This window comes from Micromonospora sp. LZ37, assembly GCF_059359015.1.
Window position 1 is genome coordinate 81,954 of record NZ_JCADBL010000010.1, and the last position, 12,841, is coordinate 94,794.

A 12,841-nucleotide genomic window follows, 5' to 3' on the forward strand; every position below is an offset into this window, starting at 1 on the left:
GACTGCACGGGTGAGAGTCACCGCGCTCACCACCAGGTGGACGCCGTGGCGGTTCGTGACCGCCTTCGGTGTCGTCAGCCTGCTGTCGGACGTGGTGTACGAGGGCGCCCGGTCGGTCATCGGCCCGTATCTGGCCACCTTCGGCGCGTCCGCGACGGTCGTCGGGCTGGTCACCGGCGCCGGCGAGGCGACCGCCCTGGCCGGGCGGCTGGCCACCGGACCCCTCGCGGACCGGACCCGCGCCTACTGGCCGCTCGTCCTGGTCGGCTATGCCGTGACCATGGTCGCCGTGCCCGCCCTCGGGCTGGCCACCGCGTTGTGGCTGGCCGCGGCGCTGTTCATCGCCGAGCGTGCCGGCAAGGCGATCCGTGGTCCGGCGCGGGATGTCATGCTCTCGAACGCCGCTGCGGCAGTGGGCCGTGGCAAGGGCTTCGCCGTCCACGAGGCCCTCGACCAGGCCGGCGCCGTTGTCGGGCCGCTACTGGTGGCCGCCGTACTGGCCGCCACCGCTCAGAACTACCGACCCGCGTTCCTCACCCTGGCCGTACCCGGCGTGGCGGGAGTGCTCCTGCTGCTGTGGCTACGCGCCGGCGTGCCCGACCCGCGTCGCTTCGAGCCGGGCCCGCGACCCGGCGCAGCGCCGGCCCCGCCGTCCGCCCGGCTGCCCCGCGTGTTCTGGACCTACCTGGCGTTCACGGTGCTGACCACGGCCGGCTTCGCCACCTTCGGCGTGCTCAGCTTCCACCTCGCCACCCGACACGTCGTACCGGTGGCGGCGGTGCCGGTCGTGTACGCCGCCGCGATGGGCATCGACGCGATCGCCGCGCTGGCCTCCGGGTGGCTGTACGACCGGGCCGGTTTCCGGGTACTGGCCGCCGTACCCGTCCTGACCGCCCTGATCCCGCTGGCGGCGTTCACCACCACCACGGCGACCGCGGTCGTCGGGGTCCTGGCCTGGGGCGCCGTGCTCGGCATCCAGGAATCGACCATGCGTGCGGCCATCGCCGACATCGTCCCCGCCGCTCGACGGGGCACCGCGTACGGCGTCTTCGCCGCCGGGTTGGGCGGGGCGACCCTGGTCGGTGGGCTGCTCACCGGCGCCCTCTACGACTACTCGATCACCGCCGTGATCGTCACCGTCGCCGCCATCCAGGTCGTCGCCCTGGCCATGTTCCTCGTCGTTGTTCGACCGGGCGCGCAGGCCCGAGTTGTTCGCCGGTGATGCCAGTGGTCGGCGCTGCCTGCTCCGCGCCGACCACGACGGCCTTCGCACCCGCGGCCAGGGCCGCTGACCAAACCCGCCGGCGTCGCGTCGGGATGCCCGCCTCCACCACGGCCTCAACAGTCGTAGCGGTGTTCCCGCAGCAGTCGCCGTACCGTCTCCGGGCCGGGACTCTCCCCGCCCCAGCCCTCGACGTCCTCGTCGTTGACCTCCTCGATGTTCCAGTGGTCCCCCCGCAGGCTGCCGGACGAGTAGGCGGGATGCCGGAGGGTGACCTCGCAGGTGGCCGGGTCGGCGTCGGTGTTCGCGGTCCAGGTGAAGTTGTAGGCGATGGTCTTCGTGCGCTTCCGGTTCTTGCGCATCGACGTCTTCGTCTCGGGGGACACCTTCACCGAGTCGAACCCGGCCTTGGTCAGCTTTTTGACGTACTCCTTCTCCGCGTCGCCGTCGCTGCCGCATCCCGTGAGGGCCACGAGGGCGATGGCTGTCGCCACGGAACTGAACTTCCTGCTTCTCACCGGGGGCTCCTGATACGTCCATCTCGGGGTGGGCCTGCCGTCCGAGATCGACCACCCGGGACGGCAGCGCCATCACGGTAGGAGGTGCCAGCAAGCGTCCCCGCTGACCGGAGACTCGGGATCCTGGCGCATGTTGACGCCGGGAAGACCAGCCTGACCGAACGCCTGCTGCACGCCGTCGGCGACATCGGCGAGCTCGGCACCGTCCGCGACCGTCGTCGGGCTGGTCACCGTCGCCGCCATCCAGGTCGTCGCCCTGGCCATGTTCCTCGTCACCGTTCGACCGGCCGCGCAGGCCGCAGTCCTTCGCCGGTGACTTTCCGGTCGACTCGGCACCCCCGGACGCGGGGATGCCCACGTCAGGCCAGCCCGTGCAGGCCGACGAGGCGGGGGACGGCGACGCGGCCCAGTTCGGTGCCGGTGCCGGGATCGTGCCAGCTCACGCCGGCGTTCTGGCCCACGTAGAGGCGTCTGCCGTCCCGGCTCAGCACGAGGCCGGAAACGGGTTCGCGGGCCCGCCAGTCAGCCGCGCGGCCGGGGCGCGTGAGATCCGTCGTCCGTACCGCCGTGCCGGCGCCGATGAAGAGGCGGTCGCTGTCGGCGGCGGCGTGTGCGGTCCCGACGCCCCTGGGCTGCGTGTCCGTCCGGCGTACGCTCAGCTCCGCGGTGTCGATCTCGGCGATGGTGCCCGACGTGACGTCGGCGACGAAGAGCCGACCGCCGTCGGGGCTGATCGTCATGGCGTGGCCGATCGCCGCCGCCGCACCGAACGGATGGGGCAGGTCGATGCAGTACGCCCAGCGCTCGCTGAGGTGCAGCGTGTGGACGAATGCGTGCACGTCGCCCGGCCGCCCGCTGACCAGGTCGCGGGTGTGCCGGTGGTCGGGCTGGTGGGTGTAGAGCGTGTAGAGGGTGGTGCGGTCCGGCGAGAGCACGGCCTGGCGTCCGTCGCCGCGCATCTCCTCCTCGGCGCCGGGCGGCACCGGCGCCTTGGCACGGGTGTGGAGCGGGCCGGGCGCCCCGGTGGCGAGATCGACGACGCGGACCCGGTAGCGGTCCGGCGCCGTCGCCGGGAGCCACTCGAGGACGAAGAGCCCGCCGAGATCCGCGGTGAACGTCTCCGGTACGAAGTTGCCCCGCAACTCCAGCCGGTGTCGGACGCCGGTGACGTCGGCGATCAGCACGGGGGTGACGTCCCGCCCCGCCGGGCGCCCCTCGGTGGCGCTCACCTCGTTCGACGTGAGCGCCACCGTACCGTTGGCCGAGACGGCCTGCGGCACCCAGCGTCCGGGCAGCTTGACCCGGGTGGAGGTGCCGCCCGTGGCGGTGTCGATCCGCCACAGGGCTGTGTCGGCGCGCTCGGGCGCGGTCGCGTAGATCGCCCGCCCGTCGGCGGTGGCGAGAGCACGCGGGAACGTCTGCCGGTCCGCACCACGCAGCAGGCCGAGCCCGTCGTCGACCTCGACGAGCAGTGGGTCGGGGATCGTGACGGCACCGGCCTGACCCGGGTGCCGAGCTCGATCGCAGCCGACCAACGCCGCGGTGCCCGCACCGGCGAGCACGGTCAGAAGTGTGCGACGCGAGATCCTTGTCGTTGCCAGCATGTCCCGGTGACACCGCCACACCCGCCGAGGTTCCACCCCCGTCCCTGGAACCCGTCAGGCGCGGGCGGTGTCATGAGTGTGATCCAACTGGAGGTTCCACTGGACGACGAAGAGCTCGTCACCGGCGCTCGGGCAGGTGACCTGGGGGCGTACGACCTCCTGGTCGCCCGGCACACCGCGTCCGCCTACCGGACGGCGGTGCTGCTCGGCGCGGGTTCGGACGCGGAGGACGTCATCCAGGAGGCGTTCGTGAAGGCATACCGCAAGCTGTCCCGCTATCGGGGAGAGTCGTCCTTCCGCGCGTGGCTCCTCGCGATCGTCGCCAACGAGACCCGCAACATGCACCGCTCACGCAGCCGGCGGGACGGACTCGTCCTGCGCGCGGCGGCGGCGAACCCGGAGTCGCAGATCGCCGAGGACGGCGCGGTGGGGGGCGTCCTCGCCGCCGAGCGCCGGGCCACGCTGGTGCGGGCCCTGCGGCTGCTGCCGGTGAAGGACCGTGAGGTCATCGTCTGCCGGTTCCTCCTCGATCTCAGCGAGGAGGAGACCGTGACGATGCTGGGCTGGCCCAGAGGCACGGTGAAGTCGCGGACGTCCCGAGCGCTGACGAAGCTCCGCGCCCTGCTCGACCGCGAGGAGGTGCGCCGTGGATGACCTCGAACGGGAGTTGCGTGACCTCACCGAGTGGCTGGACACACCCGCCACGCCCGACGTGGCCGACCGCGTACGCGCCCGCCTGGCCGCGCCCGCGCGGAGGCGACGCCGGTGGCGCTACTACCTCGCCGTGGCGCTCGTCGCCCTGCTCGTCGCGGTGCTGCCGCCGGGGCGGGCCGCCCTCGCCGACGCCGTGGCGGGGCTGCTGCGCTTCTCCGGAATCATCATCGACACGTCGTCGGCGCCGATCTCGCCCACCGGCAGCCCGTCGCCGCTGCCGGCGCAGCGGCCCGCCTCCCTCCACGAGGCGCAGGAGAAGCTCCGCTTCCCGATCCGCCTGCCGGCGAAGCTGGGCCCGCCCGAGCAGGTGCTGGTCGCCGACGTCGACGGCGCCGGCTCCTACCGGGTGGTCACCCTGCTCTACCGCGGGGGAGCCCTGCGCGTCGATGCCTTCGACGGTCGCCTCGACCCGGTCTTCCAGAAGCAGGCCGCCGGGCCAGGAGTGGAATGGGTCCAGGTCGACGCGGGCTTCGCGGTCTGGATCGGCGGCCCGCACGCGCTGGCCTACGTGGATCGGGCGGGCACGGTCCGTGTGGAGAGCGCGCGGCTCGCCGCCTCGACCCTTATCTGGGAGGAGGCCGGCGTGAGCTACCGGCTCGAAGGCGACCTGACCAAGGGCGAGGCGATCGAGATCGTCAACTCGCTGAACTGAGCGAGGGACGGCGGTCGCTCTCGTGATGACGGGAACCCCGAGGGCCCGAGCGGTGTCCTGGATGGTGCGAGGCACGAACGGGACCGTTTGTCCGGAGGGGGCGAGATGGGTTCATGGGGCAGGGTGTTGCTGGGGTCGGCGGTCCTGCTGGCGGCCTGCACGACCACGGAACGGTCAGGCACGCCGGTCGGCGCTCCGGCCACCACGGCCCCGGCGAATCCTCCGGCGAGCGCCGCGTCGGGCTGCGGCTCACGGGTCGAGACGGGTGTCCTGCCGGACTGGGCGGACGCCGGGTTCAGCGGGGAGGCCCGGATCCCGCACGTCTTCGGCGCGAAGGGCGAGATCGTCGCGGTGCTGTTCGGTCACCCGCTGGCGCTGCGCCGGGACGAGGGGCCCACCAACAAGATCCTCTGGGTCTCCAAGCCGGCGGCGACGTCGTCCGACCCGGCGTCGCCCGCCACCCTGGCGATCACCGCGACGCTGGACGGCACCGACACGCGGGTGACCCGGGAGGTCGCCGGCGGCCCCGGCCCGTCGATCATCGACCTGCCGCGGGCCGGTTGCTGGCACCTCGAACTCCGCTGGTCGGGACACACCGACACCATGGACCTCGTCTACGCCGAAGGCTGACGTGACACCCAGCACCGGTGTCGACGGCGTGGCGGGAGGCGCAGAGCCCACGGCGGGCCGGCCCGCCCGTTCCTCGCCGGTGGTTTCGGGTACGCGGGGCGGATGGCGGAACTGCTCGAGGACGGCGACATCTACTTCCTCTACCGTCCCCGGATCGAGGAGGAGCACGTCGACTCCCTGGACGAGGTGCAGCGGCTGCTGGTGGTGATGCACCCGTGGCGGGGGCGGCACCTGCGACTGCTGGTGGTGGGGCGTAAACGGCTGCCGGGCATCGAGGAGCACGACCGTTTCTGGGCGTTCGTCGACGCGGTGGTGGACCGGCCGGAGCAGCTGCACGAGGCCCTGCGGGCGCACACGTACCGGACGAGGACCCGCGGCGAGCGGGAGCAGCCGCCGGCCCGACCCGTGGCGGAGGGCGCGTACGTGATCGCCCGGCACGACGACCACACCCATCTCGCGTACGAACTCGAACTTCCGCTGCGGCTCGGGGAGGCGCAGCACGAGCTGAGCATCGAGTCGGAGCCGAGCTACATCGTCACGGTGAAGAACCCGCAGGCACCCTCCCCGCCCGGGGTCGGGCTCGGCGGGTCCCGAAAGGTCACGCTGCCCGCCGCGCTGCGGGAGAAGTTCCACGGTCGTCGTTTCGCCCCGCTCGACCCGCCCGGCTTCCTCGATCACCCCGGAACCGAACTCGTGCTCATCGGCGCCGCCCACGACGCGTCCGAGGAGCTGCGGATCGACCTGGACGCGGAGGTCGAGCGCGCGGCCCGGAGCACCATCTTCGGGGATCTGCGGATCAGCCGCCGGGAGCGCCCGGTCGCGCCGCTGTACTCCGGCGAGTGGGCCTGACCCCGGTGTCAGCGATCCGGGCTGCCGGCCGGGGCCAGCACCCGCAGCGCGTTCGGGTCCACGGCGACCCGGATCGGCGTCGTCCCGCACAGCTCGCCGTCGACCTCGAAGCGGGCCGGCCGGTCGGTCTCCAGCCAGAGCTCGTCCACGGCGAGGAACGGCTCCTCGTGCAGGGTGCGGCGGTGGCCGGTCGCGGCGTTGCGGACGGTGGCGCGGACCAGGCCGCGGCGGGTCGCCCCGCCGACCGGGTACGCCACCAGCAGCCGGTCGTCGGCGTCGGCGTCGGCGGTGATCGGCCGGCCGGCGTGGAAACCGCCGTTGGCGACGTAGAGCTGGTGGGTGAGGAACTCGTAGGCGGTGCCGCCGGCCCGGACGGTGGCGCGCAGCGGCCGGTGCCCGCCGAGCAGCGCCAGCGCCGTCAACGGGTACGCCAGCCGGCCGGAGACCCGCTTCAGTCGGGGCGGGGTCCGGCGCATGATGTCGGCGGAGAGGCCGACGCCGAGCTGGTTGGTGAAGCGCATCCCGCCGGCGATCCCGAGGTCGACGTCGATCACCGTGCCGCCGGTGAGGACCGCGACCGCGTCGTCGAGGTCCAGCGGGAGGCCGATGGTCCGGGCGAAGTTGTTGGTGGTGCCCAGCGGCAGCGCGCCGAGCGCGATGTCCAGGTGGGCGAGCAGCCGCGCGGCGGTGCTGAGCGTGCCGTCGCCACCGCCCACGACGAGGACGTCCGGCCCCAGGTCGGTGGCGGCGGCGATGCTCTCCTCGAGCTGCCCGGGCCGGTGCACCGGGTACGTGCCGAGCAGGTCGAAGCCGGCCGCGGTCAGTCGGGTCCGGGCTCGCTCGAAGTTCTCCTGGCCGCGACGGGAGCGGGCGTTGATGACCAGGGCCGCTCTCCGGTCCCGCCGGATGGCCGCGGTCAACTCCTGCTTCGTCCGCATGAGGCCCGACCCTATCGCCCCGCCGTCCCGCCGCCCGTCCGCCTCGGGTCACCGGTCCTGTGACTCCGGGTACGGCCGGGGCGCGGTGCGCGCCCCCAGCGCCGTCGGGGTGTTGTCCCACCGGGTGCGCGGGGTGGCGGCGCGGCGCGTACGTCGATCGGGACCGTGGTCAGCGTCCGGTGAACGTCGCCCGGCCCGGCCCGTCGGTGAGGAACGAGCGCACCGCGTTGCGGAGGTCCTCGGTGCGGTAGAGCTCGGCGGCGATCTCCGTGACGTGCCGGTCGGCCTCGGACACGCCGCCGGCGGCGAAGTGGTCCAGCACCCGCTTCGTGGCGGCGTGGGCGCGGGTCGGCCCGGCGGCGAGCCGCCCGGCGAACTCCCGGGCCGCCTCGTCGAAGCCGTCGTCGGGCAGGACCCGGTTCACCACGTTCCAGCGCTCCAGCGCCGAGGCCGGATACCGCTCGCCGGTCATCACGAACTCCTTGGCCCGGCCCACCCCGGCACGTGCGGCGAGCCGTTGGGTGCCGCCCATGGTGGGTGTCAGCCCGACCACCCGCTCCACCAGGCCGAAGCTGGCCCGCTGTGCGGCCAGGATGATGTCGCAGGCCACCGCCACTTCGAACGCCCAGGTCAGGCAGAGGGCGTGCGCGGCGAAGACGGTGGGGAACTCGTACCCGGCGATCCGCTGCGGCAGCGTCAGCATCCGGTCGAAGAGCACCTTCGCCTGCTCCGGTGACTGCTGCGCGTCGAAGAGGCCCACGTCCACGCCGGCGCTGACCACCCGCCCGTCGAACCGGATCAGCAGAGCGCGGGTGTCGCTCGGCAGCCCGTCGAGCGCCGCGTCGATCCGCTCGTGCAGGTCGAGGGTGTAGAGGTTGAGCGGCCCGGCGTCGACGGTCAACACGGCCAGCCCGGAGGGCTCGACCTCCAGGCGCGTCAGGGCTGGCGGTTCGGTCACCGGCGCAGCCTAGCCGGGGTGACGCGGCCACGTCGGCGGCCCGGCCCGTCGGGGGGTGTGGCACCGGGGGCGCCGGGGTCCGTACAGTTCCCGGGTCGGTCGGTGGGTCGACCCAGTGGACGAGGACGAGACGGTAGTGGCAATGACGGTGGACAACGTCGCACAAACAGGTCACAACGGGGACCCGGTGGGCATCGACCGGGACCGGTTGCAGACCTGCCTGGACGTCTTCGAGGCGCTGGAGGCGTTGCCGCCCGAGCACCCGGACGTGGTGCGGGTGCAGCGCGCCACCGCCAAGCTCTACAAGATGATCAAGCAGCGGCGGCGCGAGGAGCGGCGCGACGCCGTCCTGGCCCACGACCGGGCCGTGACGGCCGCCACCGCCACCGGCGCGCCGGGGCGGATCGACGACGAGACGCGCGGCATCCCGCTCGCCTCGCCCACCGCGGGCGCCACCGCCGGCACCCTGATCAATCCGCGTGGCTGCTACATCTGCAAGGAGCGCTACCGCGAGGTGGACGCCTTCTACCACCAGCTCTGCCCGACCTGCGCCGCGCTGAACCGGGCCCGCCGCGACGCCCGCACCGACCTGACCGGCCGGCGGGCGCTGCTGACCGGCGGCCGCGCGAAGATCGGCATGTACATCGCGCTGCGGCTGCTGCGCGACGGCGCCCACACCACGATCACCACCCGGTTCTCGCACGACGCGGTCCGCCGGTTCACCGCGATGCCCGACAGCGCGGACTGGCTGCACCGGCTGCGGGTCGTCGGCATCGACCTGCGCGACCCGGCCCAGGTGGTGGCGCTCGCGGACTCGGTCGCCGCGCAGGGGCCGCTCGACATCCTGATCAACAACGCCGCGCAGACCGTACGCCGCAGCCCCGGCGCGTACGCCCATCTCGTCGCCGCCGAAGCGGCGGCCCTGCCGGACGGGCCGCTGCCGGAGCTGCTCACCTTCACCGGCCCCGCGAGCCGGGGCGACACCGCCGCGCTGCCGGAGGGCGCCCCGACGTCGCCCGCGCTGACCCCGCACGCCCTCACCGCGCTGGCGTTGACCAGCGGCTCGGCCTCGCCCGAGCGGATCGCGGCCGCCACCGCCGTCGACGCGGGCGGCCTGACCCCCGACCTCGCCCCGGTCAACAGCTGGGTGCAGCGGGTGCACGAGGTCGACCCGGTCGAGCTGCTGGAGGTGCAGCTCTGCAACGTGACCGCGCCGTTCGTCCTGGTCAGCCGGCTGCGACCGGCCCTGGCCGCGTCGCCCGCCGGGCGCGCCTACGTGGTGAACGTGTCGGCGATGGAGGGCCAGTTCGCCCGGGGCTACAAGGGGGCGGGGCACCCGCACACCAACATGGCCAAGGCGGCGTTGAACATGCTGACCCGCACCAGCGCCGAGGACATGCGCGCCGACGGGATCCTGATGACCAGCGTCGACACCGGGTGGATCACCGACGAGCGCCCGCACCCGACGAAGATGCGGCTGGCCGACGAGGGCTTCCACGCGCCGCTGGACCTGGTCGACGGGGCGGCCCGGGTGTACGACCCGATCGTCCGTGGCGAGCAGGGCGAGGAGCTCTACGGCTGCTTCCTGAAGGACTACGCCCCCTGCGCCTGGTGACCCGTCCGGGGTGACTGGTCGCGGGAGCCGCGCACCCGCCCGTCCCCGCCGAGGCCGATCGGTGCCCCGACCGGCCCGGCGGTGCGCCGTCGGCGGCGTACGGCGAGGTGCAGCGCGACCAGCGGCGCCACCCCGGCCGGGTACCAGGCCAGGTCCACCGGATCGAACTGCACTCCCAGCGCCAGCCGCGCGGCCACGCTGCGGGCCGACAGCTCCGCCGGAGCCCCGGTCAGCTGCGCGCACTCCACCAGCCAGCAGAACACCACCGCGACCACCCCGGCCGGCACCGGCGACAGCCGGGGCCGGACGAACAACACCCCGGCCCACACCATCGACGCGTACAGGGCGGTGCCGGAGTGCTGCCGCAGCGGCCCGTCGTCGACGGCCCGGATCGCCAGCGCGATCGCCAGGAACAGCGCCGCCGCCGGCGGGGTGAGCAGCCGTACCGTCCTCGGCGTGATCGACATTCGGGCGATGCTAGCCGCCGATCGCACAACGCTCGCTCAGGCGACCCGGGGCGGCGGCGCGACCGGCAGCGCGACCCGCCGCGCCGTACCGGAGATGTCGCCGGTCCGGACGACCTCCGTCGCCTCCGCCGGCACCGTGCCCCCGGCGGCGGCCCCGGCCCCGGGCCCGTCCGCCGGCGCGGCGGCGGCGAGCTCGATCGCCGTGAGCAGCTCCCGTAGCCGCCCGACGTCGTCGGCGGCGAGCCGGAAGGAGCCCCGGCAGATGGCCCCGCTCCACAGCGACAGCACCACGGCGCCGCGCTCAGGGTGGTAGCTGACCCGCATCGTCCGGTCCTCGCCCCGGGTGTCGGTGAACAGGTCACCGAAGCTGGGCATCGGAAGCACCTCTCCCATTTCCCCAGGATGCCCGACGGCGGCAGCGCGCGGAAGGCGCGGCGGGTGGGGGACGGGCGGACTAGAGGTCGCTGAAGGGCCGCGCGTACGCGAACTCGCCCCGGATGCCCGGCTCCCAGGCGCTCAACGTCCGCGCCATGAAGTACGCCGGCCCCCACGGACCCGGCGGGGTCACGCTCAGGTCCACCGCCGGCACGAACCCGAAGCGGGGGTAGTACCCGGGGTGTCCGAGCAGCACGACCAGGGGCACGGCCAGCGCGTCGGCGGCGCCGAGCACCGCGTGCATCAGCGCGGAACCCACCCCCCCGGCCCTGCCATGCCGGCAGCACGCCGAGCGGCCCGAGCCCGACGGCGACGGGCTGCCCGCCCACCGTGCCCCGGGTGGCGACCACGTGCCCGACGACCGTCCCGTCGGCGGCGACGGCGACGAGGGAGAGGGCGGGCAGCCAGCCCGCGTCGGCGCGGAGCGCGTCGACCAGGCCGGCTTCCACGGGTACGGCGTCCGGAGCGTCCGCCTTCGCGAAGGCGGCGGTGTGCACGGCGCGGACGGCGTCGACGTCGGCGGTGCTTTCTCGTCTGATCAGCATCGGTCGCAGATCATGCAGCAGCCGCCCGGCGGCGACCACCCGTTTCCGCTTGGCCGCCGCCGCCCGCCGGCGTGGCGATGAGCCGGGCCGGTCAGCCCTGCGCGGTGGCCGACGGGGTGGCGCTGCCGCCCTGCGGCGCCTCGCCAACCATCAGCCGGGCGATCTCGGCTCGGTCCGCCGCCGACGGCAGCCCCCACTCCGGCCGGTACCCGTAGACCTCACGCAGCGGGGTGGAGGCGGTCCGGCCGTCCAGGATCTCCACCGCGTCGGTGTCGATCAGGCCGGGATGCTCGACGCCGCACGCCTCGGCGACCTTCACCAGGTCCCGCCGGAGGGTGCGGAGGTAGTTGGCGGCGCGCACCGCCTTGAGGGTGGGGTCGAGGCCGCGGGCGAGCCACGGGTTCTGGGTGGCCACGCCGGTGGGGCAGGTGTCGGTGTGGCACTTCTGCGCCTGGATGCAACCGATCGCCAGCATCGCCTCCCGGCCCACGTTGACCATGTCGCAGCCCAGTGCGAACGCCACGATCGCGTTGTCGGGCAGGCCCAGCTTGCCGGCGCCGACGAAGACCACCTGCTCGTGCAGGTCCTTCTCGGCGAAGGTCCGGTAGACCCGGGCGAAGCCCTGCTGGAACGGCAGCGACACCGAGTCGGTGAAGATCAGCGGCGCGGCGCCGGTGCCGCCCTCGCCGCCGTCGACGGTCACAAAGTCCACGCCTCGGCCGGTGTCGCGCATCAGCGTGGTCAGCTCCTCCCAGAAGCCGAGGTCGCCGACGGCGGACTTGATGCCGACCGGCAGCCCGGTCTCGGCGGCGAGCAGCTCCACCCAGTCGAGCAGGCTGTCGCAGTCGGAGAACTCGGCGTGCCGGGACGGGCTCACGCAGTCCTTCCCCTGCGGGATGCCCCGGGTCGCGGAAATCTCCGCGGAAACCTTCGCCCCGGGCAGCAACCCGCCGAGGCTGGGCTTCGCGCCCTGGCTGAGCTTCACCTCCAGCGCCCGCACGGGGGCGCCGGCGACCAGCTCCTTGAGCTTGTCGAGGCTGAACCGGCCGCGGGAGTCCCGGCAGCCGAAGTACGCCGTGCCGAGCTGGAACACCAGGCCACCGCCGTTGCGATGGTACGGCGACAACCCGCCCTCGCCGGTGTTCTGCAGGCAGCCGGCGAGCGCCGCGCCCTTGTTCAACGCGGTGATCGCGTTGCCCGACAGCGAACCGAAGCTCATCCCGGAGATGTTGACCACCGACTCGGGCCGGAACGCGTGGGCACGGCCCCGCGCGCCGCCGAGCACCTTCGCCGCGGGCAGCCGTACGTCATGTCCCGCCGTGGGCGCCGACGGCGGCACCGCCCGGCCGAAGGTGCGGTGCTTGATGATCGGGTAGCCGGGCGTGTACTCGATGTCGTTGTCCGTGCCGAAGCCGAAGTAGTTGTTCTCCTGCTTCGCCGAGGCGTAGATCCAGCGTCGCTGGTCGCGGGTGAACGGCCGTTCCTCGTTGTTGCCGGCGACGATGTACTGCCGTAACTCCGGCCCGATCGCCTCCAGCAGGTAGCGGGCCCGCCCGATCAGCGGGAAGTTGCGCAGCAGCGCGTGGTCGCGCTGGAGGACGTCGCGCACGGCCAGGCCCGCGACGGCGGCGGCGACGACGGGTACGGCTCGACCGGTCCAGTTCATGCCCGGCACTCTTTCCGGTCCCGCCGCC

General features: G+C 73.7%; 15 protein-coding genes and 1 pseudogene. 8 read left to right on the forward strand and 8 right to left on the reverse strand.

Annotation, left to right across the window (positions count from 1 at the left end; genetic code table 11):
* Positions 1–10: 10 nt before the first annotated feature.
* A complete protein-coding gene (locus tag AC5L3Z_RS20575) occupies positions 11–1,222 on the forward strand; it encodes an MFS transporter (RefSeq protein WP_494844274.1) in 1,212 nt (403 codons plus the stop codon).
* A gap of 116 nt (positions 1,223–1,338) precedes the next feature.
* On the opposite strand, the gene AC5L3Z_RS20580 is transcribed toward AC5L3Z_RS20575, so the two are convergent.
* Positions 1,339–1,740: a hypothetical protein gene (locus tag AC5L3Z_RS20580; protein WP_494844275.1), complete on the reverse strand. Its 402-nt coding sequence runs from the start codon at positions 1,738–1,740 to the stop codon at positions 1,339–1,341.
* 84 nt (positions 1,741–1,824) lie between these two features.
* On the opposite strand from AC5L3Z_RS20580, the pseudogene AC5L3Z_RS20585 reads away from it, so the two are divergent.
* A pseudogene (locus AC5L3Z_RS20585) lies at positions 1,825–1,947 on the forward strand (GTP-binding protein); the annotation flags it as partial.
* Between the two features lie 152 nt (positions 1,948–2,099).
* Here the strand turns inward: AC5L3Z_RS20585 and AC5L3Z_RS20590 are convergent.
* Complete coding sequence (locus tag AC5L3Z_RS20590) at positions 2,100–3,302, reverse strand: YncE family protein (RefSeq protein ID WP_494844276.1); 1,203 nt, start codon at positions 3,300–3,302, stop codon at positions 2,100–2,102.
* Positions 3,303–3,416: 114 nt separating this feature from the next.
* On the opposite strand from AC5L3Z_RS20590, the gene AC5L3Z_RS20595 reads away from it, so the two are divergent.
* From AC5L3Z_RS20595 to AC5L3Z_RS20610, 4 genes are all read left to right on the forward strand, one after another.
* Positions 3,417–3,998 carry an RNA polymerase sigma factor gene (locus AC5L3Z_RS20595; RefSeq protein WP_494844278.1) on the forward strand — a complete coding sequence of 194 codons (582 nt, stop codon included), beginning with the start codon at positions 3,417–3,419 and terminating at the stop codon, positions 3,996–3,998.
* Positions 3,991–4,710: a hypothetical protein gene (locus AC5L3Z_RS20600; protein ID WP_494844279.1), complete on the forward strand. Its 720-nt coding sequence runs from the start codon at positions 3,991–3,993 to the stop codon at positions 4,708–4,710. Before AC5L3Z_RS20595 ends, AC5L3Z_RS20600 begins: the two co-directional genes overlap by 8 nt.
* 105 nt (positions 4,711–4,815) lie before the next feature.
* The gene (locus AC5L3Z_RS20605; protein ID WP_494844280.1) at positions 4,816–5,340 is read left to right on the forward strand and encodes a hypothetical protein; all 525 of its coding nucleotides are present in this window, start codon (positions 4,816–4,818) and stop codon (positions 5,338–5,340) included.
* A 102-nt stretch (positions 5,341–5,442) separates the two neighbouring features.
* Positions 5,443–6,189: a hypothetical protein gene (locus tag AC5L3Z_RS20610; RefSeq protein WP_494844282.1), complete on the forward strand. Its 747-nt coding sequence runs from the start codon at positions 5,443–5,445 to the stop codon at positions 6,187–6,189.
* An 8-nt stretch (positions 6,190–6,197) separates the two neighbouring features.
* Here AC5L3Z_RS20610 and AC5L3Z_RS20615 read toward each other — a convergent pair whose 3' ends face one another.
* Positions 6,198–7,127, reverse strand: coding sequence for a diacylglycerol/lipid kinase family protein (locus AC5L3Z_RS20615; RefSeq protein ID WP_494844283.1), 930 nt, complete (start codon positions 7,125–7,127; stop codon positions 6,198–6,200).
* A 169-nt stretch (positions 7,128–7,296) separates the two neighbouring features.
* Complete coding sequence (locus AC5L3Z_RS20620; RefSeq protein WP_494844284.1) at positions 7,297–8,085, reverse strand: enoyl-CoA hydratase/isomerase family protein; 789 nt, start codon at positions 8,083–8,085, stop codon at positions 7,297–7,299.
* 142 nt (positions 8,086–8,227) lie between these two features.
* Here AC5L3Z_RS20620 and AC5L3Z_RS20625 point away from each other — a divergent pair, with 142 nt between their 5' ends.
* On the forward strand, positions 8,228–9,700 hold the full coding sequence (locus tag AC5L3Z_RS20625) for an SDR family NAD(P)-dependent oxidoreductase (RefSeq protein ID WP_494844285.1): 1,473 nt from the start codon (positions 8,228–8,230) through the stop codon (positions 9,698–9,700).
* Here the strand turns inward: AC5L3Z_RS20625 and AC5L3Z_RS20630 are convergent.
* The 3 genes from AC5L3Z_RS20630 to AC5L3Z_RS20640 form a co-directional block, all read right to left on the reverse strand.
* Entirely contained in the window at positions 9,679–10,167 is a 489-nt protein-coding gene (locus AC5L3Z_RS20630; protein ID WP_494844287.1) for a ribosomal maturation YjgA family protein, read from the reverse strand. The two genes, AC5L3Z_RS20625 and AC5L3Z_RS20630, sit on opposite strands and share 22 nt — an antisense overlap.
* Positions 10,168–10,203: 36 nt before the next feature.
* Complete coding sequence (locus tag AC5L3Z_RS20635; RefSeq protein ID WP_494844288.1) at positions 10,204–10,560, reverse strand: hypothetical protein; 357 nt, start codon at positions 10,558–10,560, stop codon at positions 10,204–10,206.
* 61 nt (positions 10,561–10,621) lie between these two features.
* Complete coding sequence (locus AC5L3Z_RS20640; RefSeq protein WP_494844290.1) at positions 10,622–10,861, reverse strand: GNAT family N-acetyltransferase; 240 nt, start codon at positions 10,859–10,861, stop codon at positions 10,622–10,624.
* Positions 10,862–10,952: 91 nt separating this feature from the next.
* On the opposite strand from AC5L3Z_RS20640, the gene AC5L3Z_RS20645 reads away from it, so the two are divergent.
* Positions 10,953–11,228, forward strand: coding sequence for a hypothetical protein (locus tag AC5L3Z_RS20645; RefSeq protein WP_494844291.1), 276 nt, complete (start codon positions 10,953–10,955; stop codon positions 11,226–11,228).
* 10 nt (positions 11,229–11,238) lie between these two features.
* Here AC5L3Z_RS20645 and AC5L3Z_RS20650 read toward each other — a convergent pair whose 3' ends face one another.
* A complete protein-coding gene (locus tag AC5L3Z_RS20650; protein WP_494844293.1) occupies positions 11,239–12,813 on the reverse strand; it encodes a glutamate synthase-related protein in 1,575 nt (524 codons plus the stop codon).
* Positions 12,814–12,841: the final 28 nt, after the last annotated feature.